The organism is Pseudomonas sp. GB2N2 (assembly GCF_054897705.1).
Map to the genome: position 1 here is coordinate 1,752,178 of NZ_CM142701.1, position 20,178 is coordinate 1,772,355.

The 20,178-nt window shown below is 58.6% G+C and carries 9 protein-coding genes and 1 pseudogene; 5 read left to right on the forward strand and 5 right to left on the reverse strand.

Annotated features, from left to right (window positions below; genetic code table 11):
- Positions 1-5 precede the first annotated feature (5 nt).
- The 3 genes from ACYZT4_RS07940 to ACYZT4_RS07950 are packed head-to-tail and all read right to left on the reverse strand — an operon-like array spanning position 6 to position 11,384.
- Positions 6-5,618, reverse strand: a complete 5,613-nt coding sequence (locus tag ACYZT4_RS07940) for an SDR family NAD(P)-dependent oxidoreductase (protein ID WP_461986720.1) — start codon at positions 5,616-5,618, stop codon at positions 6-8.
- A gap of 31 nt (positions 5,619-5,649) precedes the next feature.
- Positions 5,650-6,456, reverse strand: a complete 807-nt coding sequence (locus tag ACYZT4_RS07945) for a polyketide synthase dehydratase domain-containing protein (RefSeq protein ID WP_461986722.1) — start codon at positions 6,454-6,456, stop codon at positions 5,650-5,652.
- Entirely contained in the window at positions 6,453-11,384 is a 4,932-nt protein-coding gene (locus ACYZT4_RS07950; protein WP_461986724.1) for a beta-ketoacyl synthase N-terminal-like domain-containing protein, read from the reverse strand. The genes ACYZT4_RS07945 and ACYZT4_RS07950 overlap by 4 nt, the downstream gene beginning before the upstream one ends.
- A gap of 255 nt (positions 11,385-11,639) precedes the next feature.
- Here ACYZT4_RS07950 and ACYZT4_RS07955 point away from each other — a divergent pair, with 255 nt between their 5' ends.
- The 5 genes and pseudogenes from ACYZT4_RS07955 to ACYZT4_RS07975 all read left to right on the forward strand — a co-directional run bounded on the left by ACYZT4_RS07955 (position 11,640) and on the right by ACYZT4_RS07975 (position 19,442).
- Positions 11,640-13,073 carry an MFS transporter gene (locus ACYZT4_RS07955; protein ID WP_461986726.1) on the forward strand — a complete coding sequence of 478 codons (1,434 nt, stop codon included), beginning with the start codon at positions 11,640-11,642 and terminating at the stop codon, positions 13,071-13,073.
- A gap of 131 nt (positions 13,074-13,204) precedes the next feature.
- Positions 13,205-13,708: pseudogene (locus ACYZT4_RS07960) on the forward strand (BatD family protein); the annotation flags it as partial.
- A 258-nt stretch (positions 13,709-13,966) separates the two neighbouring features.
- On the forward strand, positions 13,967-15,211 hold the full coding sequence (locus ACYZT4_RS07965; protein WP_461986728.1) for an exonuclease SbcCD subunit D C-terminal domain-containing protein: 1,245 nt from the start codon (positions 13,967-13,969) through the stop codon (positions 15,209-15,211).
- Complete coding sequence (locus ACYZT4_RS07970) at positions 15,208-18,849, forward strand: AAA family ATPase (protein ID WP_461986730.1); 3,642 nt, start codon at positions 15,208-15,210, stop codon at positions 18,847-18,849. Before ACYZT4_RS07965 ends, ACYZT4_RS07970 begins: the two co-directional genes overlap by 4 nt.
- Positions 18,846-19,442, forward strand: a complete 597-nt coding sequence (locus ACYZT4_RS07975) for a glutathione S-transferase (RefSeq protein ID WP_461986731.1) — start codon at positions 18,846-18,848, stop codon at positions 19,440-19,442. Before ACYZT4_RS07970 ends, ACYZT4_RS07975 begins: the two co-directional genes overlap by 4 nt.
- A 59-nt stretch (positions 19,443-19,501) precedes the next feature.
- On the opposite strand, the gene ACYZT4_RS07980 is transcribed toward ACYZT4_RS07975, so the two are convergent.
- A complete protein-coding gene (locus tag ACYZT4_RS07980) occupies positions 19,502-19,759 on the reverse strand; it encodes a hypothetical protein (RefSeq protein WP_461986733.1) in 258 nt (85 codons plus the stop codon).
- Positions 19,756-19,968 carry a hypothetical protein gene (locus ACYZT4_RS07985; RefSeq protein WP_461986735.1) on the reverse strand — a complete coding sequence of 71 codons (213 nt, stop codon included), beginning with the start codon at positions 19,966-19,968 and terminating at the stop codon, positions 19,756-19,758. The genes ACYZT4_RS07980 and ACYZT4_RS07985 overlap by 4 nt, the downstream gene beginning before the upstream one ends.
- Positions 19,969-20,178: the final 210 nt, after the last annotated feature.

Here is a 20,178-nt window from a genome sequence, read left to right on the forward strand (position 1 = left end):
CTCTCTTAGTCCAGGTCGAAGGCCACAATCCGAGACGGCCTGTGAACCGCCGAAAAGTCGCGATAGATGCCCGTGGGCCGCTCGGTTTTCAATGCACTTTTATGCACCACCACCGACGTCAGCTCACGCATGACAATCAGCGGTCGGCCTTGGCCATCACTGAAGAGCAAATCAAAGGTCACCGATCGATCACCGGGCTGCGCCGGGCGCATGACGCAGTGGCAGAACACCGCTTCATGCTCCGGAATGCGCAACACTCGGCACTCTCCCAAGTGGTAAGGCACCAGCAGTTCGTCCACGCCAAGACTTTGCAATTGCGGAATCAAAATGGCGGTTTGCAGGCCGCCGTCGAGCAGTGCCGGTGATATCCGGTAACCCCAGTCGCGTCCTGCATCGAGCAATGTCCTGACACTGGTCTGCCCCACCTTTGCCCAACGCAGAGGTCGCAAATCCTCGCCGTACTGGTAACCCAGAAGAGTGAACTGCCGGTAAATCTCCTGATGCCCCAGAAAGGTCGACGAGGGTTCGGGAGCTGGCCAGTTCATCACCGTATTTTCGACAGCGGGTTGCAACAACCCTTCGCAGTAGATCTGTGAGTGATCCAGGGAGCGCAATTCGAATCGCTCGCCGTTGATGTCCAGCAGCACGTCATCCAGATCACGAATGACACTGCGCCATATCACGGCCTTCAAAGCCACATCGCGGCGGTTCTCCAGGCAGTGCGCGAGCGCCCACGCGGCCGGTGCGATTTCAGTGCCAAGAATCGAGTGTTGACGTACGAGATCATTGGCGTGATGGAAGGCACTTTGTGACGACTTAACCCACGACCGGGTTTTCTCGAACGGATAACCGGGCAGTGAGATGACCTCGCGCAGGGGAAAGAATGCGGACCATGCAATGTCCTGCCCCGCCCTGAACGCCAAGACCAGTTCGGCGGCCTGAGCCACCTGCAGCCGACCGCTGCTGGCCACCGCTTGAGCAATCGATGGTGCATTTGCTGGATCGGCAACCGCAGGCGCACGCTGCTGCAAATCTTCGCGCAGCAGGCTCAACAACTGCGCCTTGCTTGAGAACACGTACCCCTGGCGATGGGCGAAGTGTTCCCGCGCACAACACAGGGTGTAGCTGACGGCGGTGAATGACGGATCCTGCTGCTCCAGCCAGTCGTGCAGCGCGTCGATTTGACGTTGTAGACCCGCCTCGGTACGCGCCGACAAAAGCGCGATGTTCACTTCAGTCGTCGGCTGTGCCACCGGCGCCGGCACTGACTGCAACACCGCATGAGCATTAGCCCCGCCCGCGCCAAAAGAACTGACAGAGCCGTACAAGATTCCGTTGGCCGGCAAGGTCTGGGGTTGCTGAACCAGATAAAACGGCGTGTCGGCAAGATTCAGCAATGGGTTGATCTGCTGTGCATTGATCGAGGAGGCCAACGTACGAGACTGCAACTGTTTGAGGGCCTTGATGACGCCGGTCATCCCCGCCGCCGACTCCAGGTGCCCGACGTTACCTTTAACCGAGCCTATGGCAACTGACCCTGGCGCGACCCCTTTGAACACGGTGCTCAGGCCACGGATCTCGATCGGATCGCCCAATTCGGTGCCGGTGCCGTGAGCTTCGACAAAATGGATATCGGCTGGCGTCAAACCTGCACGTTCAAGGGCTCTGCCGACAACCCGCGATTGCGCTTCCGGGTTGGGGGCCGAGTAACCGTTGGACTGGCCACCGGCATTAATGGCCGTCCCGCGAATCACACCGTAAATACGGTCATTTGCGCGGGTCGCATCGGCATAGGGCTTGATCAGGATCGAGCAGATTCCTTCACCGTCAACAAAACCGTCCGCCGCCGAGCCAAACGGGCTGCAGGTGCCTGAACGCGACAGCATGTGCAGGCTGCAGAGCTGCTCGTAATGACGCGGGTTGACGATCAAGTTGACTCCACCAACCAGCGCCTGGGTGCAGTCACCGCTACGCACCGCCTGACACGCCAGGTGCAGCGCGGTCAGTGAAGCCGAACAGGCAGTGTCGATGGCCATGCTCGGTCCCTTGAGATCGAACAGATAGGAGACACGATTGGCAATCGACCAGAACAGCGACGTCGGCGTCGGATCTGACGGGTCTTCGGGGCGATGCCAGGCATACCCGCCATTCATCACCCCGACGAAGACACCGGTTTCACTACCCTTCAGATCACCGCGCCGATAACCGGCATCGGCGAACGTCTGATAAGCGTTCTGCAAGAACAGACGCTCCTGTGGGTCCATCCGCTGCGCTTCAAGCGGCGTGATATTGAAAAACTGGTGATCGAACGCGTCGACATCCCGCACAAAACCACCGATAGAGGTGTAGCTTCCGGCCTCAAGCGGACTGCGCGGGTTCTCAAAGCCTTCCAACGGCCAGCGCTGGCCAGGAATAGAAGCGGTGCACTGGCGCCCAGTCTGCAAGCTGGCCCAGAACCCCTGCACATCATCTGCGTCGGGAAACTGCCCCGCTACACCGACGACCGCCAGATCATCGGCACGCGCCGGCGACGCAGCGTCCATACCGGCGCCGGCGGAGGACAGTTGCGCGGGCTCAATCAGCGTTTCGTTGGCCACCGGCGCAAGCTCTGAAGCCTGTGGCCCGAAGAAGTCGAGATAATGCTGTTCCAGGTAAGTCGCCAACCGGTCGACTGTGGGGTATTCGAACAGCAACGTCGCCGGCAAGTAGCCAAAACGCTCACGCAACGGTTTGAGCAACTCCAGAGAAATGATCGAATCGATGCCGTATTCCTTGAATGACACCGTGTCCTCCAGCTCATCAGGCTCCATCAACATGGTCTCGGCTATCACCTGACGCAGGAGCGCGTTCGCCCGCCGCTGCGAGGTTGGCGCTGCTGCGATGGCAATGACGGCTGGCGCGAGCGAAGGCTGCGCTGTCGGTGTTACTGCGGTTGGCGGTTGTTGTGTGCCATCGGCGAGCGGCGCCATCGCGCCGGCTGCACGCTGCACCACCTCGCCGAACTCTGTCAGGAAGTGCCGTGCCAGACGCGCGATGGTAGGATGTTCGAACAACACGGTGGCCGGCAGATACCCAAGGCTCTCCTTGAAGGGTTTGAGCAACTCCATCGCAATCAACGAATCGACGCCGTACTCGTTGAAGGGCTGGTCAACATCGATTTCGTCTTCATAGGCGTGCAGCACATCAGCAATCACCCGACGTACCCAATGCTCGACCGACCTCTGGGAATCACCCGCGACGCCTACGTTCGGGGCGGCGCCGGCCACTGCCGCAGACGCAATGGCGACTGGCTCAAGCCGGGCAACGATCACCTGCTGATCCTCGGAACCGTGACCGATCGTCGCGCTGAACCCGGCATCGCTGAGCAACAATCGCCAGGTCGCGGCAGCTACCAGCGGGCTGTTGGGGATCCGGTAAGGATCAACACTCAACCACCACCCTTCAGTCAGGCCAAAGGTCAGCGTGGCGTAGTCCTGGCACGAGGTTATTTCATTGAGGATGAAAATGCCTCCGGGCGCCAACCGATCACGCACATTGGCCAAGGTTGCCGGCAGATCGGCGGTCGCATGGATGACGTTGGTCGCGATGATCACGTCGTAACGCTGATCGCTGGTGGTCGGCTGTGCGATATCGCAGAGCTCGTAATGCACGAATCCGAACTCGGAAAAGCGGCTGCGCGCTTTGTTCAAAAAAGCATGGGACAGGTCAGTGAAGGTGTAAGTAGCCTCCTTCCCCTGCAATACCGGGAGCACGAATTGACAGGTACTACCGGTGCCGGCGCCCACTTCAAGCAACTGCAACGGTCGTGCTTGTTGACGGGCGAACCTGTCGACGACCTGTGCCACGATGTTGTTGAAATAATCCGCCAGCGGATTGTCCCGGTATACTGGCTCGACCAGCGCGAAACTTCCTTCGGGAAACAACACAGTCAGCGGGTCAATTTCACCGCTGAGTATTTGAGGATAGCGCGCCAGGCAAGCGTCCAGCAGCGCGACATGTCCAGCGCTTTCCGGAAACTCGCTCAACAGTTGCTCACGACTGGGGCCGTGGCTTTGTGCAATGGCCTTGATGGCGACCACCAGTTTGGCGTGTCGGGGCAACGTAACAGCTGGAATCGTGATTTGCGCCAAGCGGGCACGTGCGTAATTTTGCAGTCCCTGTGACAAGCCAATATTACGGCGAACACTCTCACTGTCGGGATCAAAAGCCGGAACAACTGCAGCCAACAGCGATTGCGCGGCGCTCACCGGGGCCTCTATCCCGGACTCGGAATGAGGGACGATGCGTAACCGCTCCAACGCTTGCGGCGACGCCTTGACCACACTGATCTGAGGGACAGCGCTGCTCAGCAACGCTTCGATGATCGCCAGCCCCTCCGGCGCCTCGATCGAACCGATCTGCAGCTTTTGCATCCGTTCACGGTAGAGGGGCGAAGCCACAATGCCGATAGATCCCCAATACCCCCAGTTGATGACTTTGGTGTTGACCATCAGTACGTCTCGCAGCAATCCACCCAGCGCATCCTTGCTGACACAGGCGGCCGTGTAGTTGGCCTGACCAGCGTTGGCAATGTAGGACTGGATCGAGGAAAACAGCAGAACGAAATCAAAGTCCCGCCCACGGACTGCATTCAACAGATTGACCATGCCGTGCAACTTCGGCTCCAGCACACGCATCAACGCCTGCTCGGTCATGTTGCTCAGTACCGCATCATCGAGCACCAGCGCAGAATGAATGATCCCGTCTATCTCGGGATAACGCGCCAACAGTGCCAGGACCGCGGCCGCGTCAGCCAGGTCGGCCTGTTCGTACACCACACTGGCGGCCAAGGGGCGCAGATCGGCTAGCAATTCATCGGCGGTTGCGCGACGACCGACGAGAATCAGACAGGCCTGATAACGACTGGCCAGGTAATGAGCCAGCATGCTCCCCAGACCACCGGTCGCGCCGAATATCAGATAAGTGCCGCCTTGTTTAAAGCCTTTGGTTGAATCGACCGGCGCCAGCGATTGCGCCGCCAGAGTCTGTGTCCACCACTGATGGTCATCAAGGGTGATCGGTTGGCCGCTCCCGACCGAGAATTGTCCCTGCAAGGCCGCCCGGAAATGGCCCTGGGCGAACGCAGCCAACGAGAAACAGCGCACATCCCAGCCACCGAATTCCTTTGCCGCCGTCTGCCCCAGACCGATGTAGACACTGTCGACCGGATGGGTCGGCGCTTCGGTAGCCGGTGAGACGATCGACTTGACCGTCATGATATCCAACCGCAGATGTGCCAGTTTGGCGAGCCGTTTGCTCATCTGTAAAAAGTCTTTTATCGCCTGATCATCAATGCCGTCGCGCCAAGGCGTGACCGACATGAAAACAATGCGCGAAACCGCACCGCTCTCGACCAGGTACCCGATCCGCTCGACGTTTTCGGCATTGAGCACCAGCGATTGCGCATCGGGCGACCACTGCTTGAGCGCTTCGAACGTAGCGACCTGCCTGGCTGGAACGACGAGTAGAATGTGACGCTCGATGCAGGAGCGAGAGTCGGGCTGAAGCTTCGAACACTGCCACCGAGGTGCGTATACCAATGATGCAACCTGGGAGAACGGGAGAACGGGCTGGCTCATGTTTCACCTCCATATGAATATGATCTGCGCTTTACAGAAGAGACGGTTTGACGCCCAGGTCGCGTACGGAAATCAGCGGTCTGCCGTCATGGCTGAGCACGCAAATATCGGTTCGAAACTCGGTGTTTTTCTGGGTGGCGACCCAGTATTCATTCGTGTGACTGAAGTCGATGGGCGCATGCAGCACCAGCGTGCCCAGCGAGAACGGCATAAGGCTGCCGCGCTCGGTGCCAATGGATATGGCCATGCCTGATTGAAACGCGCAGTCCAGTAGATTGCTGAAGCAAAATCCGGCGCCGGCCTGCCTTGAAAGTAACGCTAGGGACTGTTGCTCGTGGATGCGCACATCGCTGATCTTTTTGAAGAACGGCCCGTAGTCGATCCCCATGCCCCTGAATTCGGCGTACACCTGCTGATGGCTGAAATACCGGCTGAAGTGCAGACCCAGTTGCTGGCGAATACCCTGCCCCTGCACAGGAACGTCCGTTTTTGCTGACTCGGAGCAGAGGCAGCCCAGTGCATAGGTATGTTCCTGGTCACTGACCGTAAACGCCAGACGCTCATCGCTGACCGGCTTGAACTCGATGTTCAGTCGAGGGGCTGGGACGTTGCCAAGAAACGGCCTGAGCCACAGGCAATCTTCCAGAGTGCTTGTCGTGAAGTGCGGAAAGAGCAACTTCGCGGCATTCAAAACCAGCTCCAGGTGACTCACACCGGGCATGACCGGCATCGACCGCACCTGATGATCGGAAAAGCAACGATGATGGGGCGGCACACAGAGTGTCGCGGCGTGGCCCTGAGCCAGAATGAAAGGGGCAAAAATGCCCTCCCCGATCATCTTGCCGATTCCTGCGCGGCACGGTTTGGCCGTACCTGGTCAAACCAGTATTCGCGCTCGTCGAAGCGATAAGTCGGCAGATGCACTCGCTGTCCGCTTTCGCCCAGATGCACACTCGCCCAATCCAGTGTCTCGCCCTGCAAGAAGCATTCTCTGAGGGCTGACAACGCTTCGTGCCGGGGCAGGTCTGTGCGCAGCGATGCAGCAGCGTCGCCATTGGCTTGAACGGCTGCACGCCATGAGGCCGACGGCAGTGCCAGTTGCTGTACCAGATCTGCGAGACTGCTGGCCACCCAGGCCAATCTGAATTCCGCTTGAGCACGACCACTATTGCACGTGTAAGCAACCTGCTCCAGGTCAAGGCGCGACGGATCGGTTTGCAAAGAGCGGATCAAAAAGTCTTTGAGCTGTTCACGCATGGCCTGCATGGCCTTGTCGCTAGCAGCAGACAACGTGACCAGATAGCAGGCGTGAAGATTGGCAAATCGCTCACGACGCGGCGCATTGCCAACGACCAGATGAGCATTGGCGCCACCGAAACCGAAGGAACTGATACCCGCCACGTGTGGCTCAGGCCACGGCCGTGTTTGGGTGAGGATCGAGAACGGGGACTGCTCAAGGTTGATCAGTGGATTTAATCGACTGAAGTGATGGTTCGCCGTCAAGGTGCTGTGCTGCATGGCCAGGAGCACTTTGGCCAGCGAAGCGGCTCCGGCAGCCGGCTCCAGATGACCAATATTGGACTTTACGGCCCCTAGCCAGACTGACTGCTCAGGCTGGTTCGGACAAAGTTCGCGCCAGGCGGCCTTAAGCGCATCAATTTCGATTGGATCGCCCAACAACGTGCCGGTGCCGTGGGTCTCGATGTAACTGACTTGCGCGGCGAGCCCGGGACTGTAGACACGGGTTAATAGCGCTGCCTGAGCCGCCGGGTTAGGCGCGGTCAGAGAGTTGGCCCGCCCGCCATGATTCTCACCATGCGCAAGTATCACACCATGAATTGCGTCCCCATCCTGCCGGGCTTGGCACAAGGGCTTAAGCAAGAAGCAGCCCACGCCTTCTGCACGAACATAACCGTCGGCAGACTCATCGAAACTGGCGCAACGAAAACGCGGCGACATGAAGTTCCCGGCCTGTAACCCCAGAGAAATCTGATCATCGGCAATCAGGTTGATGCCGCCCGCCAGCGCGACTTCACAAACACCCGAAGCCAGATCATGGCAAGCCTTGACCACTGCACTCAACGAACCTGAGCAGGCGGTATCCAAGGTAAAGGAAGGGCCGCTCCAGTCGAAAAAACTCGACAGACGATTGGCCAGAATACTCAACGAGTTGCCGGGCAAGGTGTACGGGGTGGATGGCGTGGAGAACTTGGCCTGCAGAGTGGCGTAGTCGGCGCCTGTCCCTGCGATATAGCAGCCGGTTCGACTGCCGGCCAGAGCTTGCGGCGCATAGCCGGCGTCTTCGAGTGCGCGCCAGGTCGTCTGCAAGAGCAAGCGCTGACGCGGATCCATGTAGTTGGCTTCCAGCGGGGAAATGGAAAACAGCCGGGCATCGAACGCCTTGATATTTTTCAAAAACCCGGCCTGAAGCGGAGCGGAAAAACCGGGACGCGAGGTGTTGGAGATCAGGTTTCGATTGTCCAGCAAAGCCTGCCAGAACCCTTGAGCCTCAAGGTCTTCAGGCATCAATACGGAATAACCGATGATCGCGATCTGATCGTCCTTTTCAGATCGGGTCGCCGGCTGCGGTGTCTCGCGCGCCTGTTGGCTGTTGGCGTCACCGTTTCGCGACTGGCGAGCCGACAGCTCTTCGGCGATGGCAGCCAGCGTGTTGAGGGCATAGAAACGATGGGGGGCGATACTCACTCCCAGTTCATCGGACAGTGCCTGAGACAACAGGTTGTAGGAAATCGAGTTCAGCCCCAGCCATCCCAGGGGCAGTTGTCGATCTTGGACATCCACCCCCAGACAGGAAAGGATGATGGCCCGGACTTTGACCTCGCTGCTCTCAGAATCGTAGGTTGATGGCGCCAGTACTGAAACAGGCGTGACTGCGCCAGAGGATTGGACGCCCAACAGCGCCAGCGGCTCGCTGGCCAGGCGTCGCAAATCGACCTTGCCACTCGGGGTAAGCGGGATCACCTCCAGCCGCAGGAGAGTGGCCGGGACCATGTAAAGCGGCAATGCATTTTTCAGTTCAGCCAGAACGCGCGACTCATCCACCGCATCGCCCTGCCCAGACCAGTAAAAGCTGCACAAGTGAGGTTCGGTGCCGGAACGCACGACCGTGAACACCTCCGCCGGTCCCAGCAGCGCTGCGAGACGCACGTTGATTTCGTCAAGTTCGATCCGATGGCCATTGAGTTTGAGCTGATTGTCAGAGCGCCCCAGATACGCCAACTGCCCCTCGCCGAAATGCCTGACCCGATCGCCCGTACGGTAGACCTTGCCCTGTATGCCGGGTACATCGATAAACGCGTTGCGGCTGTCTACATTCAAGTAACCCGGAGCAACGCTGGCGCCACTGATCAGCAGCTCTCCCGCCTGGCCGTTGGCGACAGTGCGAAGGTGTTCGTCAACGACATAGAAGCGATTGTTGAGTACCGGGCGGCCGAGGTAAATGACATCGGGATCTTCAATGCACGCGCAGGAAGCCCAAATCGTTGCCTCCGTAGGACCATACACGTTGTACAGCAGGTGCCGATCCCGCAGCAGGAACTGCGCGATATCAGCCGTCAACGCCTCCCCACCGCAAACAATCGTCAGCCTGCGGGGACATGACCATCGGGCATTCTTGAGCAATCGCCAGGACGCGGGAGTGGCCTGAACAACCGTGGCCGCGGAATGATTGATGTGCCGAGCGAGTGCCACCGCTGAACGCCGGGTTTCATCATCGACAATTTCCAGCGTGCCGCCAATGACCAATGGCAGAAGCAGTTCGAGAATCGAGATATCGAAGCAGATGGGCGTCAACGCAAGGAAATGGTCTTCCTCACAGAACCCCGGCTCAAACGTCATGGCCATCAGAAAATTCGAAAGGTTGTCCCGGGTCGGTGCGACTCCCTTGGGCACACCGGTGGAGCCCGAGGTGAACAGGATGTAGGCCTGATCACAGCGTTGCTTCCGAATCGGTTCTTCGCTGACACTAGGTAGTAGCGCGCCAGAGTTAGGCAACTCGATCACTAGCACACCGGGATGGCGAGTCTGTAAGCCCGCGACATCCGTCTGGTCATCGCTGAGCACAATCCCCAACTGCGTCGTGGCAAGGATCGCGTCCAACCGTCGTTCCGGCAGCGCGTTATCCAGGGGGATAAACGGGACCTGAAGCTCCAATGCAGCGAGCATCGACACGGGTAACCAGGATGAGCGTCCCAGCATCAGACCGATACCGTGCTGCAGCGCATCCCCATCGACAACGGCTTGAATCTGCCGGGCCAGACGCAGTGCCTGGTCCGACAATTGAGCATATGTCAGCACCTGTTGCGGCGACTGCACGGCAACTTTTTCAGGGCGTAATTGCACCTGCTCACAGACGCGTGCAACCACACTGTCGGCCTCGGTCAACACCATTGCATCGCCGTAAGCCGCCGGGCTCAAGGGTTCGGAAAACTCGATGGAGTCGATGGCGGTGTCGCCGTCATTCACGAAACGATTCAACACCAGCATGAAGTTATCGGCCCACTGGTTGACCAGGGCATCAGTAGCAAGACTGCGGGGGATGTCGACACGTAGGGACAGCCCCTTGGCATCGTAATGAAAATTCACCCCCAAATCATATGGCCCCCCGGTCGATGGCGTTTCGATCAATTCGACCTTGAGCCCTTCCAGCTCAGGACAGACACTTGGCAACAGGCCCTCGGATTGATTGACCACTACGTTCAGGACTGGACGATTGCGATTCAGGCGCTCATCCGCCAGCTCCAGCAACATCTGAGGTGCCAGCTGCTGATGCGGTCTGAGGGTTCTACGCTCCTGATCCACGTAGCTCAGGTACTGACGAGGCGACCAGTCCGAATGATGTGGAATCCACAAGGGCACCAGGCTGGTGAAACATCCCAGCGCGCCGGCCTGCTGGCGAGCATCGAACGTATGCGCGATGCTGACCCCTGCAAGTTCCTCATCATTGCTGTAGCGGGCGATTGTTATGGCCGTCGCGGCCACGATCAACCTGAACAACGTACTGTTTGACTCCGCGACAAAGGCCTGGAGGGCTGCAAAGTCCGATCCGCTCAGCGAGCGTCTGACCGTCACGAAGGGGGATGCACCTCGATGATTCGCCTTGAGAAACGACAACGTCTGGCCGAGCGGATATCGATTCAGTCGCTCTTTCCAGAAAGCAACTGTGTCGGTCGAAGGAATGGCGGGGGCGCCGGATGGAAGACGCCGAGTACGTTGAGACTCGCTGGATGGGTCGAGTCGGACACGCTCTTGCCCATAAAGCCGGCTCAGCAAATTACAAAAAACCCGATAGCACTGCCCGTCGAAAATTAGATGACTGAATGTTAACCGAAGATGGTAAACGTGCTCCGTGAGCTTCGTCAGAGCAAAGCAAAAAAGACGGTCTTCAGGGAGTGACTCTGTCGCACCATCTAAAATGCGCGAGTGGAGGCGCTGTGGATTTTCATAATAATCGAGAATGTTCTCCGGTATTCCAGTGGAGTAAACATACAGTCCAGCCTCCTTTCTCACGAACCTACTCAAGGCGACTTGATAGTGATTAAAAATCAGGGTGCGCAAAGTATCTGCCAGCTCATCCACCATCAACTCGCCAGAAATCAGAAAAGCATATGAGAGCCTGCAACCGGGATCACCTATATTTCTCTCGATTCGCTCAAACACAAGTTCTTCATGGCAATTGGCACGCCTATACATTGCATTTACCTTCCTGGCAGCTTTAGTTCCCGAATCAGCATAAAATTCAATCAACCATATAGCACTGTGTTATCACTAATAAAATTTCAGCCCGCAATGCTAAAATCAGAAAACACAACCTAACTTGCAAATAAAAAACAAACAACTATTCTGGCCATGCAATCACGCCAATCGATCAACTTTCCGAAAGATCCGTCATACATATCCTACAAAACCACAACTACACACTAAACAATCGCTCAATAACCCCACAAATCAAACGAAGGAGCTGCTCCTTCAATAAAATAACTTTCTAAACGGATATTTTTTATGGGTGGTTTAAACCAAAACTCGAATAATCTGCTTTTAGATCGAGGCGTTTACCGTGAAAAACGCTGGCAAGCATTGATAATTGTCTGCCTAGCAACATTGGTGATCGTGCTGGACACAACGATCGTGAACGTCGCGTTACCTTCGATAAAAATAGCGCTGGGCTTCAGCGATGCCTCGCTGGCCTGGATTATTAATGCGTATTTACTGACGTTTGGTGGCTTCTTGTTGCTAGGCGGTCGTTTGGGCGATTTGTACGGGCAGCGTAATCTTTTTATTTGCGGGCTCAGCCTCTTTACGTTGGCGTCACTGGCCTGCGGTCTGGCATCGACTCAATGGACCCTCGTCGCAGCACGAGGATTTCAAGGCCTCGGCGGCGCACTAGTCACCGCCACAGCGCTGTCGCTGATCATTCACTTGTTCACTGACCCGATCGAGCGCGCGAAAGCCATCAGCGCCTACAGCTTCGTGTGCGCTGGGGGCGGCAGCATCGGTGTACTGTTGGGCGGCGTTCTGACCACCAACTATGACTGGCATTCGATTTTTCTTGTCAACCTTCCCCTGGGGATCATCGTTCTCTGCTTGGCATGCCGATTACTTCCACCAGCCGACAAAACCAAAAGAGGCATGCTGGATGTGGCCGGTGCCATCACGATCACGGCGGCACTGATGCTGGCTGTGTACGCAATCATGAATGGCAATCACGTCGGCCGGGGATCCACGCAGACGATTAGCTTACTGGCACTGGCGACCTTGTTGTTCGCGCTGTTTTTAGCCATAGAGGTTCGCGTGAAAGAGCCTTTGGTACCGTTACGTCTGTTCCGCTTGCGAAACCTGAGTACGGCCAACCTGATCGGTATCCTCTGGGCAACGTCGATGTTCGCCTGGTTTTTTCTGTGCGCTCTCTACCTGCAACAGGTTCTGGGCTATAGCCCGCTTGATGTAGGACTGGCCTTTTTGCCTGCCAACCTGGTAATGGCCGTGTGTTCATTGAGCCTGTCCTCGAGGCTCATCATTCGTTACGGCATCAAGCTGCCGCTGGTCCTGGGCCTCGCGTTGGCCGCCGCAGGTCTGCTACTGCTGTCCAGGGCACCCGCAAACGGCGGCTTTCTGTTTGACGTCTTACCGGGCATGCTTCTGCTGGGATTGGGTGCAGGGATGGCATTCAATCCAGTGCTAGTAGCCGCCATGAACGATGTGGATCCCAGTGAATCCGGCCTCGCCTCAGGTATCGTCAATACCTCCTTCATGATGGGAGGCGCGTTGGGACTGGCTATCATCAGCAGTCTGGCTTCGCATCATCGTGACTACCTCGTAGATACCGGCCTCGCACCTCTTGCCGCTTTGAGCGGCGGTTATGGCATGGCGTTTTTAGCGGGTGCTCTGCTTGCCCTCACTGCCTCGCTGATTGGCGCAGTGTTACTGCACAAATGACTCCCAAGATAAATCGACGAAGGGGAAGTAGTCTTAGAGACTGATCATGATGGTCCAAGAGGGGCGACACAATGAGAACGGTGAGCACGAATCGACCAGCAGTCATGGAGAACGTGAAGCCCTGTTCGGACCAAACCCTGCAAGTGGCGAACAATCCGGGATGGGTGGTGGATGCTCCCGCCGCCACGCCGACGGTCATTTCCGTCGCCGACAATGAAGCGCTCTGGTGGTGGAAACTCAGCACTGCGATCCTCGCCTGCACCACCCTGCTGGGCTTCGGCCTCTGGTGGCGCGCCCGCTGGCAACCGGCAATCCTGCGCGCAGCGCAAACCGGCCCGAGCCCACGGACCGTGCTTGACGACCTCAAGCGCGCCTGCCAGGCCAACGACCCCCACGCCACCCGCCAGGCCCTCGACGCCTGGGCCCGGCAACAACCGGAAACCCTGGCCGACATGGCCGCACGCTTCGTGCCATTGTCCGATGCGCTGGACGGCTTGAACGGCGCGCTGTACAGCGAAACCGGCCAGCATTGGCAGGGTGAAGATCTGTGGCGGGCCACCCGTGCGATCCCGATTGCCGAACGGGTTCATGACCCGGTGGGCGACAGCGGGTTGCCGCCGCTCTACCCGAAGTAACCCCAACGCCTGGGCGAAGCTGATTCCTTGTAGGAGCGAGCCTGCTCGCGAAAATCGTCTGGACATCGTGTTCATTCAGGCAGCACGCGTTATCGTTGACGTCCTTCGCGAGCAAGCTCGCTCCTACAGTTATCCGTGGTGGAGCCCGGGTTTGCAGTCTGAGCTGTAGGTGTTATTACTTCTTTGCCAGTAAACTCTCTGCCCTTTCGCCGCCTCCATTTCCTTCGCGGCCATCACCTTTTTCCTACGGAGCTTGCCTTGCGTCTGTTTCACACCTCCGACTGGCACCTTGGGCAGAACCTGCACGGCCAGGAACGCGATTTCGAACACGGTTGTTTCCTCGAATGGCTGTTGCGCCAGCTGAAGCTGGACCAGCCAGACGTGCTGCTGATTGCCGGCGATATCTTCGACACGGTCAATCCGCCGGTCAAAGCCCAGGAACGCCTTTACGACTTCATCGTCAGTGCCCACGAGCAACAACCGAAGCTGACCATCGTGATGATCGCCGGCAACCACGATTCAGGCTCGCGGATCGAGTTGCCCGCACCGTTGATGCGCCGTTTGCGCACCCACGCGCTGGGGCGGGTGTTGTGGCTGGATGACGGGCAGCTCGACGCCGAGCGTCTGCTGCTGCCGCTGCCGGATGCCAAGGGCAAAACGGTCGCCTGGTGCCTGGCGCTGCCGTTCCTGCGTCCTGCAGAAGTGACCGGCGCGCACCTCGGCGACAACTATTTGCGCGGCATTGGACAGGTTCACGAATGGCTGATCGAAGCCGCCAATGCCAAGCGCAAAAAAGGCCAGGCGCTGATTGCCATCAGTCATGCGCACATGGCCGGTGGCTCGGTGTCGGAAGATTCCGAGCGCAGCCTGATCATCGGCAACGCCGAAGCCCTGCCCGCCAGCCTGTTCGGCCCGAGCATCAGCTACGTGGCCCTCGGTCACTTGCACAAGCCGCAGAAGGTCAATGGTGAAGAACGCATTCGCTACAGCGGCTCGCCGATTCCCTTGTCGTTCTCCGAGATCGGTTATCAGCATCAGATTCTCGACGTCCAGTTGGACGGTGAAGCTCTGGTCAGCGTCGAACCGAAACTGATTCCGCGCGCGGTCAACCTGCAACGCATCGGCCCGGCGCCGTTAGCAGACATCCTCCTGCAACTGGCAGACCTGCCGAACATCGATCTATTGGCCGACATTCAACGGCAACCGTGGCTGGAAGTCCGGGTGCGCCTCGACGAGCCGCAGCCCGACTTGCGCCATCAGGTCGAAAGCGCCCTGCAAGGCAAAGCTGTGCGACTGGTACGCATCGCTGCCGAATACGCCGGCAGCGGCAGCCGCGATGGCGTCGATGACGGCACCGCGCTGATCGAACTGGACCAGCTCACGCCCCAGGAATTGTTCAGTCGCGCCTGGCAAGACAACTACGGCAGCGAGGTCGATGAGCAAACGCTGAAGGACTTTGCCGAGCTGCTGCAGGACGTACAGATGGAGAGCGAACAGCCATGAAAATTCTCGCGATCCGCCTGAAAAACCTCGCGTCCCTGGCCGGGCCGTTTGAAATCGATTTCACCGCTGAACCGCTGGCCAGCGCCGGCCTGTTCGCGATCACCGGGCCGACCGGCGCCGGCAAAAGCACCTTGCTCGATGCCTTGTGCCTGGCGCTGTTCGGCGCCGTGCCGCGGCTGAGCAATGCCCAGGTGTCGGCCAAGGCACCGGACGCCGACGGCGAGATCAGCACCGGCGATCCGCGCACGCTGTTGCGTCGCGGCACCGGCGAAGGTTATGCCGAAGTTGATTTTGTCGGCATCGATGGCCGTCGTTACCGCGCGCGCTGGGAAGCCAATCGCGCCCGGGAAAAGGCCGGCGGTAAACTGCAACACAGCCGTCAGAGCTTGCGCGACATCGATCTGGATCAACTGCTGGCCAGTCAGAAAGTCGAGTTCAAGGTCCAGCTTGAAGCAGTCCTGGGCTTGAACTTCGAACAGTTCACCCGCGCCGTGTTGCTGGCCCAGAGTGAATTCAGCGCCTTCCTCAAGGCCAACGACAACGAACGTAGCGAACTGCTGGAAAAACTCACGGACACCGCGCTCTACACGCGCCTCGGCCGACGCGCCTTCGACAAGACCAAAGACGCCCGTGAAGTGCACAAGCAGCTGCAGGATCAGGCCACCGGCGTCACACCGCTGGCGCCCGAGGCTCGCGCCGAACTCGATGAGCGCTTCAACGCAGCGGCGCAGCAACTCAAGACTCAGCAGGCGCAACTCAAGCAACTTGAATCTCAGAGCACCTGGCTGAAAGAGCTGCGCCAGGTGCAGGAAGATCAACAGGGCGCCACCGAACAACTGACCGCCGCTCAGCAGGATTGGCAGAGCCTGACCGGCGAGCGCTTGAAGTTGACTCGCCTGGAGCAACTCGCCCCGCAACGCCATCAGTTCGCTCGGCAGATCGAACTCGCCCACCAGCTCACGCCGCTGGCCGCGCAGATTCAGCAGCACACCCAACAGCAGCAAGACCTGCAAGCACGCCAGATTGAACTCGAACAGAACCTGATCGCAGCGCACACCGCGCTGGTCGAGGCGCAACGCCAACACACCTCCAACGCGCCATTGCTGCGTCAGGCCTTTGAAGCGCAAAGCACCCTCGCCCGCCTGATCAAGGACACCGGCGTCAGCGCCGGGCTCAAGCAGCAGGCAGAGCTGGCGTGTAATGAAGGGAAAAATACGATTCAAGCGTTGCTCGATCAGCAGAAACGCGTCGCCGAACGTTTGCAAACGATCGCCGCCGAGCTTGAACAAAGCACGCATCTCGCGCCGCTCAGCGATGCCTGGAACGCCTACCGTGACCGATTGCAGCAATTGATGCTGATCGGCAATCGTCTGAATAAAGGCCAGGCAGAACTTGTGTCTCTGGAGCAAAATGCCAGTCGTGCCGCCGCTGAACTGGCCGAACAAAAGCAGAGCCTCGAAGTGCTCTACAAAGAGGCCGGCGCCGAGCCTGATGCCGTGGCGGAGCAGGTCCGGTTGTTAAGCAATCTGTTGCAGGACAACCGCAAGCAACTGCGCGCCATTGAAGAGCTCACGCGGCTGTGGAGCAGCCAGCAAGAACTGGAAAAACGCCTTGCCGAACTGCAACAACGCCAAGCGGCAGCCCAACAGGAACGCGACCGACTGACCCAGGACGGGGTGAAAACCAAAAACGAATTGACCGTCGCCGAGCAGACCCTGACGGTAACCCGCGAGCTGCTGGAACGTCAGCGCCTGGCCCGCAGCGCCAGCGTCGAAGAATTGCGCGAGCAGTTGCAGGACGATCAGCCATGCCCGGTCTGCGGTAGCCCGGACCATCCGTATCATCAGCCGGAAGCGCTGTTGCAAAGCCTCGGTCGGCACGATGAAAGCGAACAGGCGAACGCACAGAAAGCGGTGGATGTGCTCAAGGAAACACTCACCGACCTGCGCACCGAAGTCGGCGGCGTGATTGCCCAGCAAAAGGAACTGCTGCAACAACACGAACACCTCGTCGCTCAACAGCAAAGCCTGGCGCCGAGCCTCGAAGCCCACCCGATATCAGCGCAGCTGTTTGCGCAGGACGCTGCCAAGCGCAACGCCTGGCTCGGGCAACAAAACAGTCAGTTGAACCAAAGCATCAATCAGGACGAGCAACGCCAGACCGCCCTGCTCACCCTGCAACAGGACGCCACGCGCCTGCAGCAGCAACTGCGCAATGCCGAGACCGCAAGTCAGCAAGCGTCTCAGCATCTGGGTAATCAGCAACGTGAACTGGGCAACGATCGCCAGCGTCTGGATGAAGAGCTGACGGCGTTCAGCAGCCTGCTTCCGGCCGACACGCTGGACGCGTTGCGCAACGAGCCCGCCGCGACCTTCATGCAGCTCGACCGGCTGATCGCCCAGCGCCTGGAACAACTCGACCAGCAACGCGACGAACTCAGCGAACAGCAACAACGCCAGCGAACCCTGGACAAGGAACAGGACCGCCAACTGACGCGTGCCCAGCAACTGGAATCGGCTCAGCAGCAGTTCGCCGCCCTCGCCGAGCAGCAACACAATTGCCAGCAACAACTGATGCAACTGCTCGGTACACACGAATCAGCCGAACACTGGCAACAGCAACTGGATCAAGCCGTCGAGCAAGCACGCAAGGCCGAAGCTACGGCCAGTCAGGAACTGCAAACCGTGCGCACGCGCCTGGTGCAACTGGCCGCCGAACTCAAGGCACAGCAAGAACGCCTGCAAGCCCTCGAAACCGAGGACCGCGAACTGCGCGCGAAGATTGCCGACTGGCGCGCGTCGCACCCGGAACTGGATGACGTCGGTCTTGAGCAGTTGCTGAGCGTCGACGACCAACAGGTCAGCGAATTGCGCCAGCGCTTGCAACTCAACGAAAAAGCCATCGAGCAAGCCAAGGTACTGTTGCAGGAACGCGACAAGCGTCTGGCGACTCATCAAGCGCAACACAATGGCAAGCTCGACGCCGGTGAGCTGGCGACGGCACTGACCGAGCTCCAAAACCAGTTTTCCACCAGCGAACAGCATTGCGCCGAACTGCGCGCCGAGCAGGCCGAGGATCAGCGCCGACAAAACGCCAATCAGGCATTGGGCCAGCAGATCGCCGACGCCTACACCGAGTACCAGCGCTGGGCGCGATTGAACGCGTTGATTGGTTCCGCCACCGGCGACACCTTCCGCAAGATCGCCCAGGCGTACAACCTCGACTTGCTGGTGCATCACGCCAACGTACAACTGCGCCAACTGGTGCGGCGCTACCGCTTGAAACGCGGCGGCAGCATGCTCGGCTTGCTGGTGATGGACACCGAGATGGGCGACGAACTGCGTTCCGTGCACTCGTTGTCCGGCGGCGAAACCTTCCTGGTGTCGTTGGCATTGGCGCTGGGGTTGGCGTCGATGGCGTCGAGCACGTTGAAGATCGAATCGCTGTTCATCGACGAAGGCTTCGGCAGCCTCGATCCGGAATCGCTGCAACTGGCCATGGATGCCCTCGACGGCTTGCAGGCTCAGGGCCGCAAGGTCGCAGTGATTTCCCACGTGCAGGAAATGCATGAACGGATTCCGGTGCAGATTCAGGTTCACCGCCAGGGCAACGGCCTGAGCACGCTGGAGGTGAAGTGAATACGCTGTATTCCTTTCGCCGCTGCCCGTATGCGATGCGGGCGCGCATGGCCCTGCGTTACTCGGGGGTGGCGGTCAACATTGTCGAAGTCAGCCTCAAGGCCAAGCCTGCCGAGATGCTCGCGCTGTCGAGCAAAGGCACGGTGCCGGTGCTGAGCGTCGACGGCCTGGTGATCGATGAAAGTCTGTCGATCATGCGTTGGGCACTGGCGCAGAACGACCCGCAGGATTGGCTGCTCAAGGATGATGTGATCGGTCAAGCGCACAGTGCGGCGCTGATCGAAGAAAACGATCAGGTGTTCAAGGTGCACCTCAATCGATACAAATATGCCGAACGTTATCCCGAGCAGCCGATGGCGTTTTATCGCAGCGAAGGTGAGGTGTTTTTGAGCAGGCTTGAGGCATTGCTGGAGGGGCGCGATTATTTGCTGGCGGTCCATCCGAGTCTGGCCGACATGGCGCTGATGCCATTCGTTCGGCAGTTTGCGCATGTGGATCGTGAGTGGTTTGCGCAGACTCGTCATGTGCGATTGCAGACCTGGTTACAGCGCTTCCTCGACGCGGACCTGTTTACGTCCATCATGCAGAAATAACCGCAACCCGTGCTGGAGCCAGCTTGCCGGCGCCTACAGGGTTTGCTTCGTGCCGGGAATCAGGCGAACACTTCGCACATCTGCAACACCGAGCAATCAACCTTGAACGGGCCAAAGAAATCGGCTTGTCGTTTCACCGGTGGATTGCCGGCCAGCAAGCCCATGGCCTTGTCGGTTTCGATGTTGCGAGCGAGGTTGTGATTGGCTTCAATGGAGCGCGCTACCGACCCGGCCGAGGCTTGTCCAATGCCCAACAACGAACCGCCATTGATCATCAATGCCAGGAAGGCGATGACCCAGAGTTTTACGCCTTTCATGCCCCTGTCACTCCCGCCACGTCTACGTGATCGACCACGGCGTTCTGCACGCGGTGCTCGAACTGAATGGCGGGATAAGCGACCTGAATCGGTGCTTCGAATTCGTGTTGCGACTGGGCGGTGATACTGACAACCGAGACCAGCGCTACGTAAAGACCGATGGCCAGGTAGGCGCCGTATTTGGCGGAAGTGAGAATTGCGCTGGCCATGGTGTTCTCCGTGGGCATGTTTCAGAGCCCACAGAATCGATCAAAAAAGCCGCGATAACCACTCAGGGTTATCCATAGTCACCATCGACTTCGTTGATCATTAAGCCAGTCTATTTCAGCGTTCAATAAAACTTATCATGCCCTCATGCGCAGGGTCAGGCTTGCCGAAAACGATATTTAGCAGCGCGATGATTGCAATGTGATGCTGTC